The 26,129-nt window shown below is 56.8% G+C and carries 21 protein-coding genes, 2 tRNA genes and 1 pseudogene; 6 read left to right on the forward strand and 18 right to left on the reverse strand.

The features are described 5' to 3' along the window. Nucleotides 1-798 precede the first annotated feature (798 nt). From BJP08_RS01450 to BJP08_RS01460, 3 genes are all read right to left on the reverse strand, one after another. Nucleotides 799-1,629 carry a hypothetical protein gene (locus tag BJP08_RS01450; RefSeq protein ID WP_143109976.1) on the reverse strand — a complete coding sequence of 277 codons (831 nt, stop codon included), beginning with the start codon at nucleotides 1,627-1,629 and terminating at the stop codon, nucleotides 799-801. Between the two features lie 69 nt (nucleotides 1,630-1,698). After that, the gene (gene ykgO / locus BJP08_RS01455; RefSeq protein WP_018020497.1) at nucleotides 1,699-1,821 is read right to left on the reverse strand and encodes a type B 50S ribosomal protein L36; all 123 of its coding nucleotides are present in this window, start codon (nucleotides 1,819-1,821) and stop codon (nucleotides 1,699-1,701) included. A gap of 114 nt (nucleotides 1,822-1,935) precedes the next feature. After that, complete coding sequence (locus BJP08_RS01460; protein ID WP_071567931.1) at nucleotides 1,936-3,297, reverse strand: sugar porter family MFS transporter; 1,362 nt, start codon at nucleotides 3,295-3,297, stop codon at nucleotides 1,936-1,938. Nucleotides 3,298-3,332: 35 nt separating this feature from the next. Here BJP08_RS01460 and nadE point away from each other — a divergent pair, with 35 nt between their 5' ends. Beyond that, nucleotides 3,333-4,169, forward strand: coding sequence for an ammonia-dependent NAD(+) synthetase (nadE, locus tag BJP08_RS01465; protein WP_071567932.1), 837 nt, complete (start codon nucleotides 3,333-3,335; stop codon nucleotides 4,167-4,169). Here nadE and BJP08_RS01470 read toward each other — a convergent pair. Both BJP08_RS01470 and BJP08_RS01475 read right to left on the reverse strand, forming a co-directional pair. Beyond that, nucleotides 4,166-4,921 carry a fructosamine kinase family protein gene (locus tag BJP08_RS01470; protein ID WP_071567933.1) on the reverse strand — a complete coding sequence of 252 codons (756 nt, stop codon included), beginning with the start codon at nucleotides 4,919-4,921 and terminating at the stop codon, nucleotides 4,166-4,168. The genes nadE and BJP08_RS01470 overlap by 4 nt on opposite strands. Next, nucleotides 4,914-5,396 (reverse strand): methylated-DNA--[protein]-cysteine S-methyltransferase, encoded by a 483-nt coding sequence (locus tag BJP08_RS01475; RefSeq protein ID WP_071567934.1) that lies wholly within the window; start codon nucleotides 5,394-5,396, stop codon nucleotides 4,914-4,916. The genes BJP08_RS01470 and BJP08_RS01475 overlap by 8 nt, the downstream gene beginning before the upstream one ends. Nucleotides 5,397-5,431: 35 nt before the next feature. On the opposite strand from BJP08_RS01475, the gene BJP08_RS01480 reads away from it, so the two are divergent. Further along, a complete protein-coding gene (locus tag BJP08_RS01480; RefSeq protein ID WP_071567935.1) occupies nucleotides 5,432-6,295 on the forward strand; it encodes an RluA family pseudouridine synthase in 864 nt (287 codons plus the stop codon). Between the two features lie 133 nt (nucleotides 6,296-6,428). On the opposite strand, the gene BJP08_RS01485 is transcribed toward BJP08_RS01480, so the two are convergent. The 7 genes from BJP08_RS01485 to BJP08_RS01515 form a co-directional block, all read right to left on the reverse strand. Beyond that, nucleotides 6,429-6,983 carry a hypothetical protein gene (locus BJP08_RS01485; RefSeq protein WP_071567936.1) on the reverse strand — a complete coding sequence of 185 codons (555 nt, stop codon included), beginning with the start codon at nucleotides 6,981-6,983 and terminating at the stop codon, nucleotides 6,429-6,431. Nucleotides 6,984-7,124: 141 nt separating this feature from the next. Further along, a complete protein-coding gene (locus tag BJP08_RS11755) occupies nucleotides 7,125-7,334 on the reverse strand; it encodes a hypothetical protein (RefSeq protein WP_071567937.1) in 210 nt (69 codons plus the stop codon). Between the two features lie 15 nt (nucleotides 7,335-7,349). Continuing rightward, on the reverse strand, nucleotides 7,350-7,949 hold the full coding sequence (locus tag BJP08_RS11760; protein ID WP_369816364.1) for a recombinase family protein: 600 nt from the start codon (nucleotides 7,947-7,949) through the stop codon (nucleotides 7,350-7,352). Nucleotides 7,950-8,191: 242 nt separating this feature from the next. After that, entirely contained in the window at nucleotides 8,192-10,753 is a 2,562-nt protein-coding gene (locus BJP08_RS01500; protein ID WP_177221698.1) for an N-6 DNA methylase, read from the reverse strand. A 376-nt stretch (nucleotides 10,754-11,129) separates the two neighbouring features. Beyond that, nucleotides 11,130-11,205 (reverse strand) — tRNA-Ala (locus BJP08_RS01505). Nucleotides 11,206-11,389: 184 nt separating this feature from the next. Continuing rightward, nucleotides 11,390-14,887: a type I pullulanase gene (gene pulA / locus BJP08_RS01510; protein ID WP_071567940.1), complete on the reverse strand. Its 3,498-nt coding sequence runs from the start codon at nucleotides 14,885-14,887 to the stop codon at nucleotides 11,390-11,392. 310 nt (nucleotides 14,888-15,197) lie between these two features. Then, nucleotides 15,198-15,944: an ATP-binding protein gene (locus BJP08_RS01515; RefSeq protein ID WP_071567941.1), complete on the reverse strand. Its 747-nt coding sequence runs from the start codon at nucleotides 15,942-15,944 to the stop codon at nucleotides 15,198-15,200. A 121-nt stretch (nucleotides 15,945-16,065) separates the two neighbouring features. Here BJP08_RS01515 and BJP08_RS01520 point away from each other — a divergent pair. Then, nucleotides 16,066-16,454: pseudogene (locus BJP08_RS01520) on the forward strand (transposase); the annotation flags it as partial. A 1,259-nt stretch (nucleotides 16,455-17,713) separates the two neighbouring features. Here BJP08_RS01520 and BJP08_RS01530 read toward each other — a convergent pair. The 6 genes from BJP08_RS01530 to pgm all read right to left on the reverse strand — a co-directional run bounded on the left by BJP08_RS01530 (nucleotide 17,714) and on the right by pgm (nucleotide 23,259). Next, the gene (locus tag BJP08_RS01530; RefSeq protein ID WP_218160220.1) at nucleotides 17,714-18,883 is read right to left on the reverse strand and encodes a DNA adenine methylase; all 1,170 of its coding nucleotides are present in this window, start codon (nucleotides 18,881-18,883) and stop codon (nucleotides 17,714-17,716) included. After that, nucleotides 18,876-19,745 carry a hypothetical protein gene (locus BJP08_RS01535; protein WP_071567944.1) on the reverse strand — a complete coding sequence of 290 codons (870 nt, stop codon included), beginning with the start codon at nucleotides 19,743-19,745 and terminating at the stop codon, nucleotides 18,876-18,878. Before BJP08_RS01535 ends, BJP08_RS01530 begins: the two co-directional genes overlap by 8 nt. Before the next feature lie 433 nt (nucleotides 19,746-20,178). Then, nucleotides 20,179-20,254: transfer RNA gene (locus tag BJP08_RS01540), tRNA-Ala, on the reverse strand. 85 nt (nucleotides 20,255-20,339) lie between these two features. Beyond that, entirely contained in the window at nucleotides 20,340-21,068 is a 729-nt protein-coding gene (locus BJP08_RS01545; protein ID WP_071567945.1) for a thioredoxin domain-containing protein, read from the reverse strand. Between the two features lie 53 nt (nucleotides 21,069-21,121). Further along, entirely contained in the window at nucleotides 21,122-21,592 is a 471-nt protein-coding gene (locus BJP08_RS01550; RefSeq protein WP_071567951.1) for a MauE/DoxX family redox-associated membrane protein, read from the reverse strand. An 11-nt stretch (nucleotides 21,593-21,603) separates the two neighbouring features. Next, nucleotides 21,604-23,259, reverse strand: a complete 1,656-nt coding sequence (gene pgm, locus BJP08_RS01555; RefSeq protein WP_071567946.1) for a phosphoglucomutase (alpha-D-glucose-1,6-bisphosphate-dependent) — start codon at nucleotides 23,257-23,259, stop codon at nucleotides 21,604-21,606. A 168-nt stretch (nucleotides 23,260-23,427) separates the two neighbouring features. Here pgm and BJP08_RS01560 point away from each other — a divergent pair, with 168 nt between their 5' ends. From BJP08_RS01560 to BJP08_RS01570, 3 genes are read left to right on the forward strand one after another with little or no spacing between them, the layout of a single operon-like run. Then, on the forward strand, nucleotides 23,428-24,846 hold the full coding sequence (locus tag BJP08_RS01560) for a sodium:alanine symporter family protein (protein ID WP_071567947.1): 1,419 nt from the start codon (nucleotides 23,428-23,430) through the stop codon (nucleotides 24,844-24,846). Nucleotides 24,847-24,868: 22 nt separating this feature from the next. Then, complete coding sequence (locus BJP08_RS01565; RefSeq protein ID WP_255364723.1) at nucleotides 24,869-25,240, forward strand: CrcB family protein; 372 nt, start codon at nucleotides 24,869-24,871, stop codon at nucleotides 25,238-25,240. Next, nucleotides 25,240-25,590, forward strand: a complete 351-nt coding sequence (locus tag BJP08_RS01570; protein WP_071567948.1) for a CrcB family protein — start codon at nucleotides 25,240-25,242, stop codon at nucleotides 25,588-25,590. Before BJP08_RS01565 ends, BJP08_RS01570 begins: the two co-directional genes overlap by 1 nt. Nucleotides 25,591-26,129: the final 539 nt, after the last annotated feature.

A 26,129-nucleotide genomic window follows, 5' to 3' on the forward strand; every position in this document is an offset into this window, starting at 1 on the left:
TTTTTAGCACTCTGGCAAGCCATGCCCCGGTAGAAGCACAGCCGTAGTGCTCGGCGAGGTTGTGGGTGTCGAATTCGGCGATCGCGGTAAGTATTTCCGCGTGTGAGTATGCGAATAGGCGTGCGCTGTCAACGATGGTGTTGACGATGGTGTCGGCGTCGATGGTGGTGTGCATGGCTCCCCCTGATGTTTCGCTTGTTTCGTTTAGTATACGTGTTCGATTAGTGGTGTCAAGGGGTTTGCGCGAAATGCATGAGCCGGGGTGTCCGCGCGGCGGACAGTGCGCGGGTGCTTTTCGACGTCCATCTTCGAGGGCGTGGGATTCGGGGGTGCGGGTGGTGTCCGCCCCGCGGAATGACGTAGCCTTCTCCCTTAAGGCAGAAGGGACTGTCCGCGCCGCGGACATCTCGCTTGTGATAGCTGATGCACTCGGCTCTATGTTTCCACCCCGCAGACACCTCGCTTGTTGAGAAACGGGTTGGCGTCGATGCCGACAGTGTCCGCCCCGCGGAATGCGTACACCGGCGGTAGAGATCGTGATGTAGTGTCTACGCCGCGGACAATAATAGTGGCGTTTGCCAACGCCCACCTTCGAGTGTGCTGCATGCGGGTAGTGTCCGCGCCGTGGAATAACAAGACCGACACCTTAAGAAAGCGGAACCTGTCCGCGTGGCGGACACTTCACTTGTTGAGAAATAGGTCGGTGTCAATGTCGCTAGTGTCCGCCCCGCGGAATATCACAGTGCCCGATCCGGGTGCCGATCATCTGTCCGCCCCGCGGACACCCCCACTAAACAATCAGCACGCCGCAACCGGCAGCTGATCCAGCCGACCGCGCAGCTGCTCTGCAACGGCGTTGGCCATGGCTTGGCCGGTTTGGTAGCTGCCATCGGCGGGGACAACAGTCAAAGACAAAGCAACATCTTGGCCAGCGGTGTTCGATACGAGTCCCATTTGGCGCACTTCGTATCCACCGGACTCCGAGGGCCCCCACCCGCCTTTGAACCGCGCATTGGGAAGTTGTCCGAGGCCGTAGTCCTGCCCGGGCACGATCTGTCCCATCAGTTCAAGGACGGGACCGGCGCCGCTTAGGCAGCTCAGATTGGACATGAAGGTGGATTCCTCGGCGGCGGTGAGCATGGTTTGTCCGAAGGTTGAGAATTCGGGTCGGATGCGTTCGGTGTTGATAGTTTTCGGCACGCCGCCGTCGGCGAGGACGGCGTCGCCTGCGCCGGGTGGCAGAGCGTTCCAGAGTTGCAGGGCGGCGTCGTTATCTGAGGCGGTGATTGCGGCGGGTGCGGCGAGCTGCGCGGTGTCGGGCGCGACGCGGTATGCCGCTACAGCGAGGGGGACTTTGATGGTGGACCAGGCTGGCATCGCTGGGTCGTCACTGCTTCCTATGCCGCCCGCGGCGACTGCGACGGTGCCTCCGAACTGGGTGGCAACAGCATCAGCGATGGTGGAAAGCAGCGTATCGACGCCCTCTTCGCCCACCGGCTCATCAGCAGGCTGAGCGCGTGGGTGCGTCGTCGTTGAGGTGACGGTGATGGTCGGCGGGGCGTCGTTGGTTGGTGTCCCGCAGGCTCCGAGGGCGGTCACGGCGAGGAGGGCACAGCATGCTCGTTTCACTTTCACTACCCTAGTGCCCTGGGAACGAAAAAACCCGCACACGAGGTGCGGGTTTTCACGAGTGCTGAATTAGCCCTGACGAGCCTTGAAGCGTGGCTCTTTCTTGTTCAGGACGTAAACCTTGCCACGGCGGCGCACAACCTGGGCGCCCGGCTTGTTCTTCAGCGACCGAAGCGACTTGCGGACCTTCATCGGGCGCTCCTTTCTAATCGAGGATCTTCATCTTCGTGCGACCACTGGAAACAGTCTGGTCGCGACACGTCGCGTTATATTACCCCATCACGTGGGGAAACCAAAACGCCGGTGCTATTTGGTGTAGCGTTGCTCCATTTCCGACGCCACTTCGTCCAGGCTCCGGCTCATTGTTTCGGGGACGAAGTAGCGGACGAATCCTGCTGCAAGGATGCCGCAGATGATGAAGATGGAGAACGTGGCGGTGGCGGAGAGGGCGTCGACAAGTGGGAGGAAGAACTGAGCGACGATCCAGTTCATGACCCACAGTGCGAGCCCTGCGAGCCCCATACCGGCGCCGCGGATTTGTGGCGGGACCAGTTCCGAAATGAGCAGCCATGTCGTGGGCGAGACCGCTGCCTGCTGCGACGCGATGAACAGCGCCATGCAGGCGAGCGAGACCCACGCGAGTGCGGCGTTGTTTTCCGCGGCGCGGTACGTGAGCGTGAGTGCGAAGAGGAAGACGACGTTGCCGCTCAGGCCGATGAGCAGCAGCCGTTTGCGGCCGATTTTGTCGATGACCTGCAACCCGACCCAGCATGCGACAACGGACACGAGGCCGATCACCATAGAGGTGTACACGGCGTTTTCGGTGGAGAGCCCGACTTTGTTCATCATCGTTGGCGCAAAGTAGACGATGGCGTTCACGCCCGTGACCTGCTGCGTGATCCCGAGCAGAGCGGCGATCAGCACGGTCATGCGCAGCCATCGCACGTTGCGCAGGCGCACCCACTCGCCGCCGCGCTGAGCGCGCAGCTCGGCGTCTTCGGTGGTCTCGAGAGTGAGCTCTTCGCGGGTCATGCCGACGCGGTCGCCGATGGTGAGGGCGGCGTCGAGACGCTGGTGGCGGGCGAGCCACAGGGGTGTTTCAGGCAGGAACGCCATACCGATGGCCAGTGCGGCTCCAGGTACTGCGGCGAGTCCAAGCATCAGCTGCCAACTGCCGGTGGACGCGAGTGCCGAGTTCACGGAGTACGCGAGCAGCTGCCCCACCACGATCATCAGCGTGTTCAACGACACCATCTTGCCGCGCACCCGTGCGGGCACCATCTCCGAGATATACATCGGCGCCACGATGGACACGCCACCGACGCCGACTCCCAAAAACGTTCGAGCCGCCGCGAGCGCCCCCACCGATCCCGCGAGCGCGCACCACAGCGAGCCCGCAATGAACACGAGGCCGCCAATTATTAAGGTGCGTTTGCGCCCGAGCCTGTCCGCAATCGCTCCGCCGCTGAGCGCCCCGATCGCGGCACCCACGAGCAACATCGAGGTCACAAGACCTTCTTGCGCCGGTGTGAGCTGGAATTCGGGAGTGATGTAGAGCAGCGCGCCGCTCATCACGCCGGTGTCGTAGCCGAAGAGCAGTCCTCCAAGCGCGGCGACGCCCGCAACTTTCCGGACGTAGCTTCGTTGGGCAGTGGTGAGTTGTTGCATGCATACCAATATGCACCGTGGGTACGCTGGTTCCTATGTCTCGGCCAGATTCACCGCAAGTTAGCAGCAAACAGCAAGAGATTATCGACACTCTCGGGGTCCAACCTTCGATTGATCCCGCGCGCGAAATCAAGCGCCGCGTCGCGTTCCTTTGCGACTACGCCCGCGCAGCCTCCTCAGCCGGCTTCGTACTCGGCATTTCAGGGGGCCAGGACTCGACGCTCGCAGGCCGCCTCGCGCAGCTCGCCGTCGAGCGCTTACGCGCCTCAGGTGTCGACGCCCACTTCCTCGCCGTCCGCCTCCCCCACGGCACCCAAGCCGACGAGGACGACGCCCAGCTGGCGCTCCGCTTCATCGCGCCGGATGAGACGGTGACCGTCGACATCGCTCCCGCCACCACGGCACTCACCGGCGCGTTGGGTATGCCTGTCAGCGACTTCAACAAGGGCAACGTGAAAGCACGCCTGCGGATGGTGGCGCAGTACGCGCTTGCCGGCGAGCGCAACCTCCTGGTCATTGGTACGGATCACGCGGCGGAAAACGTCACCGGTTTCTTCACCAAGTTTGGCGACGGCGCCGCCGACCTCACCCCCCTCGCCGGCCTCAACAAACGCCAAGGCGCCGCGCTCCTCCGCGAACTCGGCGCCAACCCTCGGCTCTGGGAAAAAGTCCCCACCGCCGACCTGGAAGAGGACCGTCCGTCCCTGCCCGATGAAGAAGCGCTCGGCGTGACCTACCAGCACATCGACGACTACCTCGAAGGCAAACCCGTTCCGTCCGCGGCCGCCGAGCGCATTGAGCACCTGTGGCGCGTCGGCCAGCACAAACGCCACCTGCCTCCGGGGCCAGATACCTCCTGGTGGAAGGCTTAGCCCGTCACGTCTAACGTCGCCTGCGCGGCGTTGGCAAGCTCACTCGCGTACGCCGGTCCGTGCGTCAGCGCGTGCACGGCCAGCGGGTGGAGCTGGTGCACCGGGATACGCCGACGCCAGCCCTCCCCCAGGCTTGCCCGCGACTCGTAGCCTTCGACGATGTCTTCCAAAAATGGTGCGCCGAACAGTGCCAGCATGGCGATGTCCGTCAGCGGGTGCCCACCGTGTGCCGCCGGGTCGATGAACCGCGGGCCGGACTCGCCGAAAAGCAAGTTGCCCGCCCAGAGATCGCCGTGGATACGCGCCAGCGGGGCGTCCTCGTCCTCCTCAACGAGCGCAACACAGGCGCGTTCCACGAGCTGAAGCTGCTGCTTCGAAATATTTCCCGCCACGTGCGCGCTCCTCGCAAACGGCAGCACGCGCTGCGCTGTATAAAACTTCGCCCACCGCTGCTCAGGGACACAATCCTGCTCAACCCTGCCGATGAAGTTCGGTCCCTCCCAACCGGTCGGCGGGGCACCGAAGGCCTCAGCGCCCATCGCGTGAATCTTCGCCAGCTCCTCCCCCGCCCGGCGCGCCGCGTCACGAGTGGGGCGCACCGTCTCCACTCGTTCGATCCTTAAGGTCCGCTGCTCTTCGTCCACGCCGCGGACTTCCACAACGGCCTCGCTGCCCTCGCGCAGCCACCGCAGCCCAGCCGCCTCGCTGCTCGCCTGGCCCGGCGCGGTACAACGCTTACTGAAATCACTCACGGTGGCCCTCCAATGCAAGCAAAAATCGCTTCATATCTTCCCCACCACGGTAGCGCCCGAGGTGGCCGTCGCTACGCACGACCCGGTGACACGGAATGAGCAGCGGCAGCGGGTTGCGCGCGCAGGCAGTCCCGACCGCACGCACCGCCCCCGGATTATCGACGGCCACCGCCAACCCCCTATACGTAATCGTCTCTCCGAAAGGCACGTGTTGCAAGGCGCGCAGCACTGTCGTCCGGAACGGCGGGAGGCCGTCAAGGTCGAGGAGGACAACAAAATTGCTGCGCGCACCGGCAAAATATTCCGCGAGCTGTTCGCGGACGGGGCCTATCGGGCCGGGGCGCGCGCCGGTTTCCCGGATTGCGCACTCGGCGTCATCGCTGGGCAGCACAATCCGGCGCACCCCGCGGGGCGAAACGATGACCGTTAACGTTCCCACCTGTGTCTCGACGGTACCGAATGATGTTGTACACATGGCACCACTACTAGCACCTTGCTATGGTGCCAGCCATGACCACCTACATTCCCCCACCGGGCTACACGGCGATCACGGTCCCGGAGGACCACGACGGGCGCCGGATTCACAAATTCCTGGCCGGCTACACCACGTGCCCCGCAACCATGCTGTTCAAACTGGCCCGCAAGGGGGCACTGCGGGTCAACCAGAAACGCATCAAGCAGGACTACCGCGTCCGAGGTGGGGACGTGATCACCCTGCCGGCTGAGTTCTGTAAGGAAACGAAGAAGGCGTCAAAAAGTAAAAACCATGGGTTTGAGGTGCTGTGGGCGGGGCCAACAGCACTGGTAATTAACAAGCCGGCGGGGGTGCCGGTGCATGCGGGGACCGGGACGCGGCGCGGCGTCATCGAGCGGATCCGCGACGTCTACCCCGACGCTGAGCTCGCGCACCGCCTGGATAAGGAGACGTCCGGGGCGCTACTGATCGCGCTGAACCACGCGGAACTGCGCCACCTGCAGCGAGCCTTCCGCGAGCAGGACGTGGTCCGCATCTACCGCGCGGTCGTGGAGGGACGATGGTCAGGGGCGCGAGACGTGCGGGCTCCGATCGCCCGAACACCAAAAACGATGGTGGTACGTGCCGACGGCGACGCCGCCCACACTCAATTCCGCCGCGTGGAAAACCGGGGTCCGAACACGCTCGTCGAGGCCGAGCTCATCACTGGACGACGCCACCAAATCCGCGTACACGCCGCCCACGAGGGTCACCCCATCGTCGGCGACCGCGCGTACGACTCGCGCACAAGCGCGCAGCGCATGTTCCTGCACGCCTACCGGCTAGCGTTCACGCTGCGCAACGGGGAACGCATCGCGGTGACGGCACCGGTCCGGGAACATAAAGACCGCAGGTCCTAAGCAACCTGCGGTCTTTTCTGTTACTTAGACGTTCATTTTGATACAAGGTTCGAGGTGGGTGCACGGAGTGGCAAGGTGGGTGCAACTGCCTCTCAGAGGTGTGCACTGGGCCTTATCCTAGTCGTTTCTAGTTTCAGCGCTTCGGAGGAATCGATAAAGAAATCGGTTCGTCACTTCCACCTTCATCAAGAATGAGGTTGTCAGGCAGCGGTTGTTGCCATGCTCCAAGAGCAAGAAATGTCTTCTGAGAAGATGGCAGCACTTCAAAGGGGACCTGGAGGTCTAGTTTGACGAATGCGTCCTTGTTGAGGATGTTTTCGATTCGCAGCTTGGTAGCTGTGGGGTTGACGATGGCGTACTGACTACCGGAGATCCACTCGATTCGGGGCTGAGAAGTCACCCTCGTAGCTAGTGAGTCCTGAAGGTCAGTCCCAGATTTATCGACTGCCGTCGCAATTGCAGGCAGATGCTGCGCAAGAACATGAACTTGCTCCTGAGCTGTTTTCAGATGGTTTTCTGCAGTTGCAGCCGCTTCGATTGCTCGATCTTCAGCACGTTGTGCCCGCTCTCGTTCTTCCACGGCTGCGGCTTTCGCCTTCTTCGACAGATTCGCCTGAAAATAAGCACATGCGCCGCCAAGGAGTGAGACGACTGCAGCGCCAGCAGAAATCCATGGTGCAATATCCATTCCCTAATTTTAGGGTCTCGCACTGACAAAATTCTCGGTGCGCCCACTTCAGTCCTCGCTAGCACTAATCTCGTCTTTCAAGCAAATGGTAATGCTTCCGTCAGCGGTAACAGTGGCATGGTCAACGAGAGTGTTCCACGCTTAGTCGGAGTACTCGAGAGGTGGCTGGGTAGCGAGGAAGTCACGGACTTCTACCGCCTGAGCGCGGCGGCGTAGATCGTCGATCCGCTCGGCGATGTGCTGGTATTGCGCCTCAAGCTCACTATGTCGGGCTTCGAGTTGGCGGTAGCGCCGATCGTATTCATCAGGATAATGGGCTGTTGCCGCTGCAGACGCGATGAGTTGGTTCATCAGCGCGACGGTTTCCTAAATCCGCTCCCCTAGCGTGGCCTGCTGGGTTTCCAACTCGTTGGTGTCATAGACCGTCTCGTCGAGCACATCGTTGCCGGTGACACGCTCGGCCAGGACTGCAACAAAGGCGACCTTGATTTGGTCTTCGGTGACGTGAGGCGTGCTGCAGTGATGATCGAGGCCGTATTTGTTGTTGCAGCGCCAGACGTAACGGCGATATTTGCTGGTGGAGTGCCAGACTTTCCTTCCATACCAACCACCACAGTCGGCGCATTGAACTTTGCCAGCAAACGAGTGGCTTGTGGCAAAACCCCGACCAGCACGGCGGGAAAGCTCCGTTAGGACAACATTCCACGTGGCAGGCTCGATGATGGGCACATGATTACCAGTGACATAGTACTGCGGTATTTCGCCTTCATTGACTCTCATGGTTTTGGTCAGAAAGTCGGTGGTGAAGCTCTTTTGCAACAGGGCATCACCTTTGTATTTCTCATTGACAAGGATGGAGCGAACAGTGGACGCTCGCCAGACACGCTTCCCTCGCGGAGTAGCAACCCCCTCATCAGTGAGGCCTTTAGCGATAGTTTGCTTTGTGGGGATGCACCTTCGAGGAATCGGGCGTAGATGCGCCTGACGATCGGTGCCTGGGTCTCGTCGATGGCGAGGTTACCGTCCTCCCCTTTCTTACACCCGAGCAGTGAGGCATAAGGCACCATGATTTTCCCATCAGCGAAGCGTTTACGATGACCCCACGTGACGTTCTCTGAAATGGAGCGGGATTCCTCTTGGGCGAGAATGCTCATGATGTTAATAAGAAGCTCGCCTTTGGAGTCGAGAGTGGGGTTGCCCGCCCTTCGTCACTGGTTCAGAATTCCGAATCCATAATCTTCGCCATCTTCGAAAACACCATCTCCAACACCAACTGGGGCGATCTTCTGCACTGTCTGCCACGTAAGTTCCGAAGCACTTCTGCGTAGTTCAATCGTCTTCGTCACGTTTTGAGTTATCTCATCACGGAGATCTAAATCTTTGGGAACTGGCAGAATCAGCTCCTGCCACCGAGAACCAAGCGTGTCAATAATGTCCTGTGTAAAACGTTTTGCAAATATCTGAGACTTAACCAGCGGCGTCGACAGGAGGGCCAAGAGCAAGTTCGGATGCATGACTTCCTTGTCCACAACTTTAAACTTCAAAATATGGCTCTGGTAGACGATGCGCCAATCGAGCTCTGTCACAATGGCGCAGGTACCAACCAGATAGGTCCCATCTCGAACCATAAGGATGTCGCCCGGTTCTACATTTTGCTTCTCCGAAAGCGAATTGTATATTTCTTCACTCAAGCCGTGCTTCGGATCACCTTTAATCTGCCAGTTCGCAATGTCGCTGGTGCGGATAAAAGGAATGCCACCTGTACCGTAGGCTAGTTTCCCAACTTCATCACCAGTGGATACTTCAATTGCTCCAGAGTCCGCCAGGTCACCAAGTCTGACTAGGTCGTGCGTTTCCGATAACGTTTCAATAGATTCCTGGATTTCAGGATTATAATACTTCGGTAGGTAAATATGGTCTCGAATCTCGCTCGAATTGATCACAAATCCCAAGTGGTCAAAATCTAGCTCCTCTCCTCCAACGTAACGCTCCCATCGCTCAGAAATCTTCGGCAGATCGTCATAAGGAATCGAATGGCCCCTTGAATCATGACCGCACCACCGGGCTACAGCCATGAAAACTTCATGGGATTCTCCCTCGGGCTCTATCCCATTCTCAATGAGAACTACTGCAGTCTTGGCATGGGTGTATGGCTGAAACAGATCTTCATGCACCGAAATGACCGCTCGGATCGTAGCCCTACTGAGGATATACTGCATGATGTAACGGTGTGAGGGGTTGCAGAGCATAGATTCTGGCAGCACAATGCCCATTCGTCCCTTATCCGAGAGCAAGTTTAGGCACCGCTCAATGAAGAGGATCTGAGGAGTCTGTGCATCCTGCGTCTTACTGCTCATCTCATATAAATCTGAGCCTCGCGCTTTCGTCCACTTCTGGGCAAGATCATAGTGCTCGAGAATGCCTGACTCAGTAATCTTGAGCTTCTTCCCGAAGGGAGGGTTAGTCATGATGACGTCAAACTCACTAACGGCCACTTCTTGCCTGGTCTTGGGACTCCACTCTGACATTGGAACGAGTGAATTCTCGCAGAATACGCCACCCCGCCCATCACCGAGGAGCGCCATATAGGCTTTGGCAACCTTACTCAGGAATTCATCTTTATCGATTCCTCGGAGCTGACGGATCGCTGCTTTCTGCTTTTCTGATTCCCGCTCATTGTCAGGCCAATCAAGGTCATCAGCTTGAGCATCAACCTCAGACCACAGTGCCCTCATTGCCTCAACCAGGAATCCTCCACTTCCACATGCCGGGTCGAGAATCATGTCACCGATCTTTGGCCTCACTAGAGAGCGAACCAGATTAGTGACGTTTCGAGGAGTGAAGAACTGCCCCTGACTTCCTTTCAACGAAGGACCAATGAAAGTCTCAAAAGCATCACCGACAACGTCTCTCTCACATTCAATCAACGCATACTGTTGGAGCTCACCGACTACATATGAGATGGAACGGTCGTCTAGATCGATGCGGTCACTTTTGGAGAAGACGTCATCATAAGTTGTCACGACCTGAGCGAAGATACCTTTGATTCTCTTGGCTACATCGGACGGATCTTCGCCTACACCGGCTCTGAAACTCACAACCGCGTCCCGACGAGTAAAACGCTCATCATAAATCTTACAAAAAATAAGGTTGATGATCTGCTGCGCTAATGGTTCGTCTCTCGTCATCCCGACTGCGTTCGCAGCGAGATAGTTTCGCGCTGAACGAAATACTGACTTCAAGTTATGGGTCGCCCGAAGATCAGCCCTCTTAAACAGGCCGATATCTTCAACCCTCTGCCCAAAACGCGGGATGTTCGGGATTTCCTCGAAAGTTACTTTGCCATTCGCTTCCCGCTTACGCAGGAATAGACGCTCAGCTCCATTGGTCCAAACACCGAGCGATGCCCTGGAAAGCCGGAGGTAGTCCTCAAGCTGATCACGTCCATCCTTTCGGTGAGGCTTCTTGCACTCCACCACGATGTAGAGGGAATCGTCCCTTTGCGGATCATCCGCGAATACCGCGATATCGACTGGATAGCTCTTCGCCCGATCCGAAGGACTCGCTTTGACATGCCACTGTGGGCGAGTCCGAATGAGCCCCTTAGGGTAACCGTAGTCTTCGACGAGTTGCCGAACGAAAGGCTGAACAGCTCCGACCTCTTCAGGGGTCGCGGGGATTTCCCGCCCCGAGATGTAGTCTAGAAGCCGCCCGTCCTTAACTACCACCTCGCCCGAAATGACACTGTCTTCCAGCTCTGACGCATTCACTTTGACAACCATCGTACCCTCACATTATGCGCAAATACAGCACCTGCAATGATGCATTCCAGCCTACCTGATGACACCCTGGCTTGAGAGATCATGTGGAGCGTATCCCCGCTCCACTTTCCGCTTAGGGTCAACGCAACATTTTGAGGAAGATCAAGTACTTGTGACGTTTACCTGCACTTTTTGATGCCTTCGAGGTCGGAAAACCAGATTTGCTTCTCGGACGCGAAATCCGCCGCCCAGATCACTCCAACACACCCTGCCCCGCGCCTACCAGCCAGGTAGGAGTCCTCCATAATCACCCTGACAAGCCAAAACGCAGCAATTCTAGGCAAAACAAAAGGACGCTCACTTTGTATCAAAATGAGCGTCCTAGTGGTGGAGCTAACGGGATTCGAACCCGTGACCCCCACACTGCCAGTGTGGTGCGCTACCAGCTGCGCCATAGCCCCGCGCACGTACAAACACGCGTAGGTGTCAGCTTATACCGTGCGATTATTGGGAAGCAAATGCATACAAAGGACCTTCCCGCTCTCCTGAGGAAATAGCCTCTCCTTCAAGCGAGCGGGAAAAAGTCACTCAAATTGGTACTGCGTAAGAACTACCTAGGCTGCCACCCCGAGGTAGTTCAATGCATCACAGACTACGCAACCAGCGATCGATTTGGGCCTTCAGCGGAGTCACTGTGGCGAGGATGCCCAGTGCGATCAGCAGGAGCCCAGTAAAGACCACTCCACACACGGCTGCACCAGTGCTGCTCCCATTGTCTCCCTTACTACTTTGGCTGGAAGAGTCGCTGGAGCATATTCCACGTGACTCAGAACTTGCATTACTGCTCGAGTCAGGTTTTGCAGTCGTCGTCGGCTCCGGCTTCGCGCTCGTACTCGGCTTCACACTAGGTTCCGGCTTGGCAGACGTGCTCGATGACGGCACTGCCTTTGTAGAGCTCTCCACGCTCGCACTTGGCTTCGGCTTCACCGTCGTGGTGGGCTTCGGCTTGGTCGTCGTCGGCTCCGGCTTCGCGCTCGTACTCGGCTTCACACTTGGATCCGGCTCCGCACTCGTAGTCGGCTCCTCACTTGCACTAGGTTCCGGCTCCGCACTCGTCGTCGGCTCCGGCGACGGTTCAGGTTCAGGTTCAGGGGTCTCTCGTAGCAGCATGATGCTCAACGGTGGAACAGCAACCTCTCCGGTTGAGGAAAGCGCTTGCGGTTCGTCGTAGACGTCCATCCCCTGAATCATCACTTCGTACTCGCCAGCAGGCAACGGAGCCTGCCATGGTTCGGATGCAGCGTTCACGTACACGAAGGCGTCGACATCCTCGACAAATGCACCCTTCACGGTGTAACCCACGTGGTTCGTGTTAATGCTGTCTGCTCCCGCAATGATTTCATGAGTGTACTTGTCGTTGATCGCCTCATAGCTCGGCAGTCGCATGAAATCGTACTGCTTGCGGAACGCATTCAGATCGCGGAAGAACTGCACTTCCTTCGCGAAGTGGGCTGCCCTGTCGTAGTCGAATACGTTGACCTCATCAGGCGACTTATACGAATTATGATCGCCCGACTTCGTGCGCAAGAACTCTTGTCCTGCGTGGATAAACACTGCACCGTTCGCTAAGTACTGCGTGGCGGTACCCAGCGTGTGGCGCTTTGCGATCTCTCCATCAGAGGCGTGCGGCATGCTGCCCTTGAGCTTGTCGAACATCGTGTAGTTGTCGTGGGCCTCGTTGTAGACCACGGACTGCTCCGGACCGAGGTAGTCCCGCACATGCTGGGCACCCTTAATGTTGTTCAGCAGGTCCCACGAGCGATGTTCCTGGTTCGCTCCGTTGATGAAGCCGGTGTGCTCCAGCTCGAAGTTATCGCCCTTGACGGTGTCGCGGTACTGGTCGTTGAAGAAGGCAATGCCGGGCAGTTTATCGGCGTTCTTCTGGTTCGCGCCAAGTACGCCAGCTGGATGGTTCCCCATTTCCCAGCCTTCACCGAGGATGACGATCGAAGGATCAATCTTGTTGAGCGCTTCGCGTACGGCGTTCATCGTCTCAACGTCATGGATCCCCATCAGGTCGAAACGGAACCCATCGATTCCATAGTTCTTTGCCCAGTACGTCACAGAGTCGACGATGTACTTGCGCATCATCAGTTGCTCTGAAGCAGTTTCATTGCCGACGCCGGTCCCGTCAAAAAAGTTACAGTTTGGATCCATCCGGAAGAAGTAGTTGGGAACCGTCTGCTGCAGCGGTGAGTTTTCTGGGGTGTATACGTGGTTGTACACCACGTCCATGATGACCCGAATACCGTTGTCGTGCAGTGTTGAGATCATGGACTTCAGCTCAACAATCCGCGCGGTTGGGTCCTGAGGGTTCGTCGAATAGGAGCCTTCAGGGACGTTGTAATTCTGTGGGTCGTAGCCCCAGTTGTACTGCGCATTAAACGACAAGTCGCCGGTCTCGTCCACGGACCCAAAGTCGTAAATCGGTAGCAGCTGCACATGGGTGACGCCCAGGGACTTCAGGTAATCCAGGCCAGACAGGTTACCCGCCTGCGTCTTGGTCCCGGCTTCGGTCAGGCCCAGGAACTTCCCCTTATTTGTGATGCCGTTGTCGGGGCCGATGGTCAGGTCACGCACATGTGCTTCGTAAATGATGGCGTCTTTCATCGAAGAGAAAGGTGCCATCCGCTTGCCGTCCCAGTTGTTGGGGGCAGTCTTCTCCGCATCGATAACTACGGTGCGGGTTCCATTTGCAGTCACTGCCCGCGCGTACGGGTCGACAGCTTCGTTCACTGTCCCATCCTCGAATGACAGGCGGTAGCGGTACTCAAGACCCTGCGTGTCGCCATCGAGGGTGAGTTCCCAGGTTCCGCGCTCTCCCCGCTTCATCGGAGTCGCGACAGCATTGTCGGAGTAGTTCACGAACTCTACCGACTTCGCCGTTGGCGCCCAGACCCTAAACGTGGTCTTATCCTGACTGTAGAGCGCGCCGAGCTCACCGTCGTAAAAATACTTCTCGTTAAACTCTTTCGAGTGCAACGCAGAGCACTTGTTCTCAGGCGCCGGTGGCACGTCGTCCTTGGAGTTATAAATCGTGGAATCACCCTCAACTAGCCAAATCTCGGCTTTTCCATCCGGGAAGTCCGAAACATAAAGGTCATCAGGACTATTTTTCGACGCCCACTCATTACCAGGATCCGAGCGTCGCACTACAAGACCAACTTTCTCGATCCCCTTGGGGTTTTCGTGCGTGATGGTAGCAGTGTGATCATCCGTGAAATCTACCCTATGCCCGTCCTCGTTCGGCAACCAGGTCCACACATTCCAGTTTTCATAGTTGTTGTCGTGCCGCACATAGTGCACGGTGAGCGAAACCTTCGTTGGCAACCCATTCGGTTCTTCTGCAGGAGTGAACTCGTAGCTGCTATCAGCACCGATAGTTACATGTCCCGTTGTAGGGATATCTCGCAGGTCCTTCGATTGCCACGCCCACTCCTGCTCCGTAGTCGAACGCCTCACGATCAAGTTCACATTGTCGTGCCCAGCAACGGGTGGGATTTCTGCCGTAAGCTGCCCAGCCTCATTCTTTCCAGAAAATGGGACTGACGTTCCGTCATTCTCTCCGTACCAAACCCAAAGGTTGTACTCGCTTTCTGGGACAGCAGGATCAGGGGTGAAGCTCACCTGTAGTGCGCACTGCGCGCCGGTACGGAACGGACCATCAGGTTTATAGCTGAAGGAGCATGCGTCCGCCTTCGCATATACCGAGTTGCCGGTCTGTACGCCCTCAAAGACAGCGGACTCCCATACGCGGTTTTCCTGCTCGTCCTGCTGGAGCGAAAGCGTATCCGTACGGTATACCTGGAAATTTAAGGGGTTCTCTTTCGTTGCGACAGTCGCGTACAGGTCGCCATTAGGCAAGACACTTGAGAACATCTGCCGCTGCTTGTTATCGCCCTGCGCCCAGTAGTCCATACGGTAGGTGGTAAGCGGGTTTTCTACCGCAGGATCTGGGGTGAAGGTCAGATACATTACATCAGTGTTTTGGAAAGCTCGCGCTACCGGCGCAGTACCTCCCGTGAACACCAATAGGAATGTCAGCAAGAACCCCAAGATGCTCTTATACGTTGTTGATTTCATTGGCCCTCCTAGACCAAAGCAGCATCAAGATGGAAAATATGACCATTTCTTAAGCTAGCATGACCTGGAGACTCTTCAGTCACTTTAAACAAGGTTAGTAATCTGCATCACACCCCTATCGGGGGGCTATTCACCTTTCATAACAACAAAAAGCTCCCCACCGGTTTTGGTGTCGGATGCGGTTTGTTGGTACCGGTGGTCCAGGAACGCGGGGTCCAGGAACGCGGTACCGGCCTATTCCGGGTAGTTGGTACTGGTCCGGGCCAAGCATCAAGCATGCGGCGCCCAACCCGGACCGAGTATTGTGCGCTTACGCGTCGGGATCTACCGGGGCGGTAGCTTTACGCATATCAAAGTCTCCGATCCGGATTCGGTAACCTTTGTTGAGTCGGCCGAGCAACAAATCCGCCCCAACCCTGTCCGGAAGCTCAGCAACCCAATAGACAGCCGCAGACTGCGGCGAAATCACTGTTGGTAGCCGGCCCTCACGGTCGAATATGATCTTGGCAAGGTCTTCATGCCCGCGCTGATTGATGCTGATGGTCATAAAATCATCGATGACCAAGACATCGATGTTGATCAGTTTGAGATAGGTTTGGCCAGTCGGTGAGAAGACCGCCAACATGTCAACGAGCTGATCTAGTCGGTAGTAGGCCAGCGAGTAGCCTGCTTGGCAGGCCGCAACACCAAGAGCGCAGGCAATATATGTTTTGCCGGTCCCAGTCGGGGCGAGGATATGAATGTTGGTCGGGTTTTCCCGCCAGTTCGTTGCTGCGATTCTCTTCAACTGCCGCAGGTTGATGCCTCGTTCTTCCACCCTAGTAATTTCAGCCAGACTGGCGTTGGGGTAGCGAAACTTCGCCTGGCTGATTGCTTTGGCGATATTGCGTTGTTGGCGTTGCGCATAGGCTTCGTCGACTGCTGCGAGGAAAATGTCTTCTGGCAGGGCCTCGGCATAGGCTTCGTCGCTGACGATCTCGTAGAAGATGTCCGCGAATGTAGATACGCGCAGTTTACGCATTTTCGCCCGCATCACTTCATCATCGATTGTGTGCATTGCTTTGACTCCTTAGATGTTTTCGTAGTGGTCAGTAGGACGGATAAAGACGGACCTGCCCCCGTTAGGTAGACACCTCTAAATCCGACAACACAGCGTCGGAGAAAGGTACCCTACCCTCATGCCACGGAAAACATATTCGGAGCAATTCAAACGCGACGCCGTCGCCATGTACGAAAACACACTAGAGGCATCACTAAAAACCACGGCCGAAGATCTAGGCATCAACCGCATCACACTACGTGCGTGGGTCCAACAACTCGGTACCGGCGCGAAGGCCCGATCTCTTCAAACAACAACACCCGCCAACGAAGCTAAAACGCTGACGGACGCAGAACGACTTCGCCAGCTCGAACGCGAAAACGCCAAGCTAAGAGAAGAACGCGACATCTTGTGCAAAGCAGCGAAGTATTTCATAGAAGAGACAAACTGGTGATCCGCTTCCGGTTTGTTGATGATCACCGCACCGAGTACTCGGTCAAGCGGATGTGCACGGTACTTAATATGAACCCGACCCAAGATGCTGCCCGCGCCCAGCTAACACAGGTCACCCAACAGATCACCAACACTGAGCAAGAGCTATCGGTACGTCCCATGGCCTCGCGCCGATACGATGCCCTCGCCTCCGTCTATGTCGGCAACATCAAACGTCTCGCATTCGTCACCGATGCCCAAACTGCTATCGACGACATCGAAACCCCAGCAGCTTGCCCATTTTGCGACAACCCGCCCCCCGCCACACAGGACATCGACTATTGGCAGGCTGCTCAGTCCGAAGCCGAGACCATCGCCCAGGATCTCGAAGAACTCAGCGCCGTTCGGGCAACTCTAGACCAGCATCTCGACCATCTTCGCCAACGGCTCGAAGACCTACGAAAACAACAACGCGCCATTGAGCGACAGCTCGCCGATGCGGTACTGCCCCAAGTCACGACGCTGCGCCAGCAAATCCAGTCCCTAGAGCAGCATCAGGCAGCGCTCGCCGAATACCGAATACTGGAAGCCAAGCACGACGACCTGCAAGAACAAATCACCGACCTACTCAACCCCATCGAATCATCTAGCGAATACTACTCAACAGCACACTTCCCGGCATCTTTCTATTCGGAAATGACCCGATACCTGGAAGAAATCCTCACCGAAACACAATTCGCAGGAGTACAACGAGCCATCTTCGACTCCACTGATTTCGACATCAAAATCGGCCATAGAACCAAGCGCAGCCACGGCAAGAGATACCGCGCGTTCTTCAATACCATCGTCGTACTCGCCCTACGCCGATACATCCACGAACACGCAATCCACCAGCCATCGATCGTCGCCCTCGAGACCCCAACCCTGGGTTTGGAGCACCAAAAGAGCGGCGCGGGACTGGTCACCAGCCACGACGAACACGATAGCCCCAAAACCGGACTCCTCAGAAACCTCTATGACCACATGGTCGACACCGGCCAATACGGCCAACTAATCATCCTAAACAACACCGACGCCGCACCCACCACACACTTCAACCGCGAAGATGCCACCGAACTCGTCTTTGGGGAACATGAAGCAGCAGATCGCTCCAGGCCACTCTTCGACCTCAGGGAAAAACCAGCCAGGTGCGACAAAAAGCGAAGTGGAGCAGCCACGACTATGGCGTTAGACTCAATAATTAGTTAAGTCTATAGTTCCCCAATTTTTCAGCTCCAAGTGACTTGAGTATTGCTTAATAAAGCATGCATAGAACGGTCAGCGATTCAGCATGACGGTCAGCTTCTAGCTATTTCTCATTTCTTTATTAAAAACAAATACTCAAAATTCTTGGTTTCTTTAGGAGGTGTCCACTCATTCGTCCAGGTCAGGTTCGCCATGACGTTCTTCTTATATTCCATCTGCACCGAGGTTACAAGTTCACCAGCGCCAGAAAGCACATCGAGAAGTTCAACATATGTAGCACGACCCCCGTTGGAGTACGAAAGAAGCAAATACTTCGCAGGCGTTTTTTCAATTACACGCCTAAGCGCGACAAGAGCAATTGACGACCCGTCTTCATTTCTTCTATAAGCTTCAAAAGGGGAAGCGGCCACTTTATCGCGAGAATCTTCACGTCGCCTCGCCGCACCAAAAACCTTAGGACGATCATTAAGAATGACAGTCTTCCAGATGTGATAATAGGAAGCGTAGCGAACCCTAGATGGCGGCATCTTTTCGTTATTCGACCCGTATGGCGGATCTAGATAAGCGAGATCAAACTCCTTACCAGACTGATTCAGGGTATCTAGCAAATCTTCCGCATCCATTTTACAGACTGAATTCTGGCGTCTTGCAACCCGAAGGTCAGGAACCTTGAGGACCATCTTGTTGTACGACCTGGGGGACCATTCTTTCAAATAAGAGACAAAATGCCCGATCGTGTTTTCCACCCGGTCTAGCGCATATATCAAACTCGTGAGAGCCACAGCCCGTTCAACTTTAGTGAGCTCAATTCTGTCAATCTCTTCACGAATTGCGTCAAGCTTCATAGTATTATGCAGCTGCCATAATGCCTTACTACCATCATTTTGCATTGCGCTTCCGTCACAATCTAGACCACCGTAATGTTCTGTAAACCACCCTTCGATGGGTTGCAATGAATTCAAATGGTCTATCAAAGGCTGGTATTGACTTGAATTGGCATCATTCAGAAGATACGCAGTTGCAAAACATTCCGACCACTCAGAGAGGTCATTAGAAGTTACTTCAGAATTGGTGCCCGCAAACAAACGACTTACACGGGTGGTCCCCGAAAAGAGATCTATAACAGAGTCCCGGGGAACATCTTTCACGACATCAAAAATGGGACCGAGTAGTTTTTGCTTTGAACCAGCATACTTTATTCCCTCCTTGGCCCACATCAGGGCATCAGAAAGATCAGTCTCTTCGGTCGAAAATAAAAAATCAGAAGCTTGGCTACTCATCTATGTCACTGTCTGCTTCGTAAGCGAATTTCTGTAGTTCGGTATTTATTGGCTGGAGAGCCAACTGGTGTGCTTCAACGGTGCTGTTCAAAGCTTTAGCGAAAAGCTCTGTGAGCACAAGATTGTGGTCGTAAGTGATCCATTGATCTGTAATGAATCGAAAATGCTTGGCTGCCTTCCTCGAGTCGGTCCAGAGGCCTCGCTGAAGAGCGTTTGCCGACTTGCCACCATATCTAACCTCACAAATGTAATTTCCCTCCGAATCGAGAAACTGCCACACAGGATGTTTCCTCCCACGCAAACCAGGCTCAACTCGCTCGATTACGCATGTTCGCTCTGGAAGCGCCGAGATGTCAAATACCATAATCGCGCATTGCTTCGCTTCCTCTTGATAAATAAGGGGGAGAACATTCAAACCGGCGAGGTGCGCAAATTCAGGGCGTTGCAGAAGTGCTTCTATTTCGTCGGCGTCCTCAATTTTAGTATCACCTAACGATTCCAAGAGAGGAAATAGCACCCCATCTTTATCAGTACTTAGTTGTAATGGGCCCACACCATAGGCTTTCAATGACACCTTAATTTCCGACATGTCATCTAATCTGGTCACAAGAATGTCCTCCTCAGAAGTTTTTGCACGGAAGAGATCCTTGCCAACATGCTGCGCTTTGTACTCGGGAAGGAATTGGTTAATAAACTCGGTGATACCTATTTCAGCTAAATCACCATGAGTTTTATTTCCGAGCAGACGCATCGTAAATATATTGGAGAGGGTATTTTCAAGAAGATTTTGGTTCTTGCCAGCAAACTTTTGCAAATCTAAAATGAATTGCTCGAAAGGGGACTTCTTCTTAAGATCGGTCACATCTAACTCCTTCATGAAAACAGACTCTCGTCAAAAACACACTCATGTCAGAGTATCATTCCCTCAGTTATCTGTGACTGTATGATCCTCCCCCGGTCCGCCCTCGAGGACTACAAGTTAAAGCCGACCACAAATCACAAATCCGATTTAACCGACGCGCCTGTGCGCCCCTCATCTCTTGACGCCCACCCCATACCTTTTGACGACGCCCGATACTTTTTGACGGCAGTCTGCGCTTTTTGACGCGCTCGGGGTCGAGACGTTCCGAAACTTCTCCGATAGCCTTGATTCACCACCGGGAGCACCCCGAGCTGCCGTCCTCTACACCCACCAGGCAGCCACCTACCCCCGAAACCACTTCTGACAAGCCAAAATGTCGCCCGTCCACGCAAAACAAAAAGGGCGCTCACTTGCATCAAAATGAACGTCCTAGTGGTGGAGCTAACGGGATTCGAACCCGTGACCCCCACACTGCCAGTGTGGTGCGCTACCAACTGCGCCATAGCCCCTCTGCTCTTGCAGAGCCTCCATCACCTTACACGTGAAGAGAGCCCGGCCACAAATCATGCGGCCCGGCCCCACGTGGTCGTGCAGTTAGCTGTTTGCGACGGTGTTCACCCAGTCGTCGCGGTCGCCTTCGACGTCCTTGCCGTCAACCATCACGCGAGGAGTCCACGCCTCACCAGTGCGCTCCTCCTGCAACTTGATGTTGCCGTTCGACATTGCGCGCGCCGCGTCGTAGTAAGTCTTATCCCGGATGTCCTGAACCGCCTTGTCGCCAGCACCGTAGTCGCGGGCCACGTCAGCGAGGTCGTCGTCGGTCACCTTCGAGTAGACGTCCTTCTGGTTCACCATCAGGTGGTCGCGCAGGTTCATCATCGCAGCTGGCTCATTATTTGCGACGAGTGCCAGCTCCGCAGCCAGGCCCATCGTGGAGTGGCCATTGGTCAGGCCGTCGAGCGTCACCATCGGGCGCAGCTCAACTTCAATCTTGCCCTCGCGCAGCTTCTCGATCATGTCCTTATCAGTCGCGACTGCAAGATCCGCACAGTGTGTGCACGAAAAGTCCTCGTAAAGCTCGGCCATCGGGGCGTCGTCAACCCCTTCAGCTGCCAGACGAATGAAGTGATCGTCTTCGTTCCAGCTGACAGTGATGCCACTGGTGTCGATCATGTTCTCAGCCATGGCGGCCTCGCGGTCCTTTTTACCGTTGAAGAAAATCAGGCCGATCACGAGCGCCGCAATCACAATGACAGCGACAATTGCCCAAATAAACCCGGCACCGTTCTTCTCGTTCGGGTTTTGCACCTTACGGGTAGTCACGTATTCACTCCTTGACGTTGGAAATTGCCCAACAGCTTAATCGGTGGATGTGGCTATGGATAAATCGCAAACTTCTTGTACGGCACGTAAATCATGAACAAGGTCGCCGCGATCAGCACGAAATCGCGCAGGATGGTCTCAATGAGGTTCGTGCCCTCATCAGACGGCTGCGGGCCGAAACACCCGCAGTCGATGACCAGGCCACGCGACCACGCCGAGTACATCCCGATGATAAACAGCACCAGGACCACAATCGACACCCAGCCGCTTTCGCGCAGCTTGATGCCCGCCAGCAGAAACAGACCACCGGCAAGCTCCAGGGGACCAATCCACTGCGCCAAAATATTCGACCACTCATGGGTAAAAATCTCGTACGCAATGATGTTCTGCGTCACTTCCATATGGGCGCCGATCTTGGTCCACCCTGCGACAATCCACACAGCTGCCAGGCCGAATCGCGCCGCAGCCGACGCGATTTCCAGCAGCTTGCTGCGTGTCGTATTGATTTCGTGTGTCTCAGTCACGATTGGCAATCCTAGCCGAGTACCTGCGCGACAAGCTCTTTCGCAGCCTGCTGGACCTGCGCCAGGTGCTCCTTGCCTTTGAAGCTCTCGGCGTAAATCTTGTACTTGTCTTCCGTGCCCGAAGGACGCGCCGCAAACCAGGCATTCTCGGTGGTCACCTTCAGGCCACCAATCGGGGCTCCGTTGCCCGGAGCCTCGGTCAGCTTCGCGGTGATCTGCTCACCAGCAAGTTCGGTCGCGGTGACCTGCTCTGGGGAGAGCGCCTTCAGTGTGGCCTTCTGCTCGCGGTTCGCCGGGGCGTCGATACGTGCGTAGGCCGGAGAACCGAACTTCTCGGCAAGCTCAGCATAGCGTTGCGACGGCGTCTTCCCCGTCACTGCGGTAATCTCCGCCGCCAGCAGGTCCAGGATCAGGCCGTCCTTATCCGTCGACCACACCGTGCCGTCCTTCCGCAGGAAGGACGCACCCGCGGACTCTTCGCCACCGAAACCGATGGTGCCGTCGATAAGCCCTGGGACGAACCACTTGAAGCCGACCGGGACCTCGACAAGCTTGCGCCCGAGCGACGCCACCACACGGTCAATCATCGAGGAAGACACCAATGTCTTGCCCACCGCGGTGTTCTTCGCCCAGCCCTCGCGATGCGAGAACAAGTACTCAATCGCGACGGCGAGGTAGTGGTTCGGGTTCATCAAGCCCGCGTCCGGCGTGACAATGCCGTGGCGGTCCGCGTCAGCATCGTTGCCAGTAGCGATGTCGTACTTGTCGCGATTGCGCACCAGTGACGCCATCGAATCCGGCGAGGAGCAGTCCATGCGGATCTTGCCGTCGGTATCGAGCGTCATGAAACGCCAGGTCGGATCGACCTCCGGGTTCACCACAGTCATGTTCAGGCCGTGGGTCTCGGCAATCGCACCCCAGTAATCGACGCTCGCTCCGCCCATCGGATCCGCACCGATGCTCAGACCGGACTCCCGAATGGCGGCGATGTCGACCACGTTCGGCAAGTCGTTGATGTAGTTGGTCAGGTAGTCGTAGCGCTGCGCACGCTCATCGAGCACGCCCGACGCCGCAGAGCGCTTCACACCCTCCATGCCCTTTGCGATGTACTCGTTGGCCCGCTTCGCAATCCAGTCGGTCGCGTCCGTGTCAGCCGGACCACCCGACGGCGGGTTGTACTTAAACCCACCATCACGCGGGGGATTGTGCGACGGCGTAATCACAATGCCGTCCGCACGCTTCGGATCGGTACCCGTGACCCCACCAGAAAGCTTCGCGTTGTGCGACAAGATTGCGTGCGACACAGCCGGTGTCGGCGTGTAACGCCCCGCGGCGTCGACAAGTACCTCAATGCCGTTGCCGAACAGTACCTCAAGCGCCGACACCATCGCCGGCTCAGACAGCGCGTGTGTATCGCGCCCAATGAAGACCGGCCCGCCGATGTTCTGCTCACGCCGATAATCGACGATCGCCTGGGTGGTCGCCAAAATATGCGTCTCATTAAACGCGTTATCCAGCGAAGAACCACGGTGACCAGAGGTACCAAAAACCACCTGCTGATCAGGGTTGTGAGGGTCTACATCGCGGGTGTAGTAAGCAGTCACCAGCGACGCAATATCGATTAAATCTTCCGGGCGGGCAATCTGGCCAGCACGTTCATGAGCCATACGACAACATCCTTTCGATACGTACACACCCATCTTTCCCTCTTTTGGAAACTTCCGCCAGAAAATGACACAAACCACTTCCGCATGCGGAATTATGTGGCTATTATCTGACTCACGTTATCCACAGAAAGGTAATCTGTCCCACATTCCTATTGAGAAAGGACCACGATGGCTGCGCAACTCAACGAAACCCTCGGGACGATCGCCTCGTTCGTCTGGGGCCCTTTCATGCTCATCCCGCTCCTGCTCGGCACCGGCCTCTTCTTGACGGTCCGCATGCGCGGCATCCAATTCCGCACGCTAGGCCGCGCGACCCGCCACGCGTTCGTCGATAAGAATGAAGAAGGCTCCGGCGACATCAGCAACTACCAAGCCTTGACGACGGCCCTCGCCGCAACGGTCGGTACCGGCAACATCGTCGGCGTGGCCACAGCAATCTCGATTGGTGGCCCCGGCTCGCTGCTCTGGATTTGGGTCACGGGCATCGTGGGCATGGCGTCCAAATACGCCGAGGCGTACCTCGGCGTCCGCTTCCGCACCACAGATGCTAAGGGACGCCAGCAAGGCGGCCCTCACGAATACCTCCGACGAGGCATCCCCGGCCCACTCGGCACCACCCTGGCAATCGCGTTCATGCTCTTCACCGTCTTCGCATCCTTCGGTATCGGGAACCTCACCCAGGGCAATTCCATCGCCGCCGGTATGGAGGAAGCATTCGGTATCGACCCGGCAGTCTCCGGCATCCTGATCTTCATCGGCGTCGGGGCGGCCATCCTGGGTGGCATTGAAGGCATCGGCAAGATCACCGCAGGCTTCGTCCCTCTCATGATTGTCCTGTACGTCGGCGGAGGCATCGTCGCACTTGCACTCATGGCCGACCAGATCCCTGCAGCTATTTCGCTCATCTTCCATGACGCGTTCACCGGCTCCGCCGCCACTGGTGGCTTCGTCGGCTCCACAATCATGATGGCGATCCAGTTCGGTGTCGCCCGCGGTATCTTCTCCAACGAGTCCGGCATGGGCTCCGCCGCCATCGCTGCGGCGGCCGCAAAAACCCAACACCCATCCCGCCAGGCTCTCGTGTCCATGACCCAAACGTTCATCGACACCATCATCGTTGTCACCATCACCGGCCTCGTCATCGTGACATCCGGCACCTGGGATATGGGCCGCGAAGAAGCCGCCGTCATGACCGCACGTGGCTTCTCCACCGTACTGCCCGGGACCTGGGGCGGAGACATCGTATCCGTCTCCCTCATCTTCTTCGCCTTCTCCACCATCCTTGGGTGGTCCTACTACGGCGAGCGCGCTGCAACTGCACTCTTCGGCCAGTGGGCGTCCTTGCCATACAAGCTGCTCTTCACAGCAGTCGCGTTCCTCGGTGCCACTACCCGCCTGGAACTGATCTGGACATTCTCCGACCTCGCGAACGGCCTGATGGCCATCCCGAACCTGATCGGCCTGCTGTTGCTCTCCGGACTGGTCGCTCGCGAAACCCGCGAATACCTCAAGTTCGATCCTGATCTTCGACGCACACCCGACGAAGTGGCAGCGTTCGTGAAGCAGCAGGGCATGAACTGGGAGTAAAACGTCCTAGTAGACTGCGAGTGTGCAATTACGAAACATCGAGTCCAACCAGCCACTCGCAGTTGGAGTAGGGGCCGGCGCGGGCGCGCTGGCCCGCTACATCCTGACAGCAGGACTCCTTGCCGTGCTCCCCACAGCAGCGCATGTCGCTTTCATCGTAACGCTGTGTATCAATGTCATCGGCAGTTTCGCAATGGGCTACCTCCGACCGGGACCTCTACTCGGCACAGGATTCCTCGGAGGCTTCACGACGTTCTCCGCCCTCACCGTCGCTGCCGCCCAAACTACGGCACTGAACGCTCTTGTGTACGTTCTCAGCAGCGTTCTATTGTGTATTGCCGGTTGGTGGGTCGGCGACTCCGCAAGGGATCACAAGGAGGCGAACGACCGATAATGATCATCGAACCAGTCGCGATCCCAGCAGTGTTTTTCGGCGGTGCGCTAGGGGGAGTCACCCGGTGGTGGATCAGTTCCGCTCTCCCACCCCGCAAAGGGACGTTTACCGCCAACGCCGCGGCATCAATGGTTTTAGGTTTCACCGTAGCAATGGGTCCCCTATGGGTAGTCTTCGTAGGGACAGGCTTCGCCGGAGCACTGTCCACCTGGTCAACGCTTGCTAAAGAAGCCGGCATGCTGCTCAAAGAACGCCACTACGCCCAATGCTTGAAGTACCTACTGTGGACACTCGCAGTCGGAGTCGCATTCGCGGGACTAGGCGTGATGCGAAGCAGCGCAGCCTTCTAAGCGAAATCCTCGATTAAGGACTTCCGCTACCTGCGCAGGGTCTGTGCACCACTTTCCGGGTCTTCGGGACTGTGTCGTGGCGTCTGCCCAGTTCGCGGTCCCTGTGCAAGGCAATCTGGTGTCGAGTAACCAGGATTACCCATACGCGCAGTGACAAACCACGCACCCCCCTCTCCGCGACCTGGGGTAATACCCCACATCCCTGGACAGTTGTGCGTCCTGTGTCACCACCCGCAGGACCCCACACACCACAACAAGGTACATCCCCAGCACACACCCCACACCCCACAACAAGATACATCCCCAGCACACACGAACAACGCACAGGAATCTAGTGCACACCCCCGCACGAAGCCGCAACCCCCGCACACCCAACCCCCGCACACCCCGGGTACACCCAACACCCCTGGGGCGCAAACACGAAAAAGGTGGTGGATGTGATACCCACACCGGGTACCACATCCACCACCATGAAATTATAGGCCGGCGGTAACCTACTCTCCCACACCCTCCCAGGTGCAGTACCATCAGCGCGGGCG

This window comes from Corynebacterium sp. NML140438, from assembly GCF_001875725.1.
GTDB lineage: Bacteria > Actinomycetota > Actinomycetes > Mycobacteriales > Mycobacteriaceae > Corynebacterium.

What these genes read in the sequence shown, in the direction of transcription:
- BJP08_RS01530 (WP_218160220.1), bottom strand. Translation starts at nt 18,883, where the DNA reads ATGAGTAGCCAAGCTTCTGATTTTTTATTTTCGACCGAAGAGACTGAT.
- ykgO (WP_018020497.1), bottom strand. Translation starts at nt 1,821, where the DNA reads ATGAAGGTCCGCAAGTCGCTTCGGTCGCTGAAGAACAAGCCGGGCGCC.
- BJP08_RS01460 (WP_071567931.1), bottom strand. Translation starts at nt 3,297, where the DNA reads ATGCAACAACTCACCACTGCCCAACGAAGCTACGTCCGGAAAGTTGCG.
- BJP08_RS01480 (WP_071567935.1), top strand. Translation starts at nt 5,432, where the DNA reads ATGACCACCTACATTCCCCCACCGGGCTACACGGCGATCACGGTCCCG.
- pgm (WP_071567946.1), bottom strand. Translation starts at nt 23,259, where the DNA reads ATGGCTCATGAACGTGCTGGCCAGATTGCCCGCCCGGAAGATTTAATC.
- BJP08_RS01515 (WP_071567941.1), bottom strand. Translation starts at nt 15,944, where the DNA reads ATGCACACAATCGATGATGAAGTGATGCGGGCGAAAATGCGTAAACTG.
- BJP08_RS11755 (WP_071567937.1), bottom strand. Translation starts at nt 7,334, where the DNA reads ATGAACCAACTCATCGCGTCTGCAGCGGCAACAGCCCATTATCCTGAT.
- BJP08_RS01485 (WP_071567936.1), bottom strand. Translation starts at nt 6,983, where the DNA reads ATGGATATTGCACCATGGATTTCTGCTGGCGCTGCAGTCGTCTCACTC.
- BJP08_RS01475 (WP_071567934.1), bottom strand. Translation starts at nt 5,396, where the DNA reads ATGTGTACAACATCATTCGGTACCGTCGAGACACAGGTGGGAACGTTA.
- BJP08_RS01570 (WP_071567948.1), top strand. Translation starts at nt 25,240, where the DNA reads ATGATCATCGAACCAGTCGCGATCCCAGCAGTGTTTTTCGGCGGTGCG.
- nadE (WP_071567932.1), top strand. Translation starts at nt 3,333, where the DNA reads ATGTCTCGGCCAGATTCACCGCAAGTTAGCAGCAAACAGCAAGAGATT.
- pulA (WP_071567940.1), bottom strand. Translation starts at nt 14,887, where the DNA reads ATGAAATCAACAACGTATAAGAGCATCTTGGGGTTCTTGCTGACATTC.
- BJP08_RS01560 (WP_071567947.1), top strand. Translation starts at nt 23,428, where the DNA reads ATGGCTGCGCAACTCAACGAAACCCTCGGGACGATCGCCTCGTTCGTC.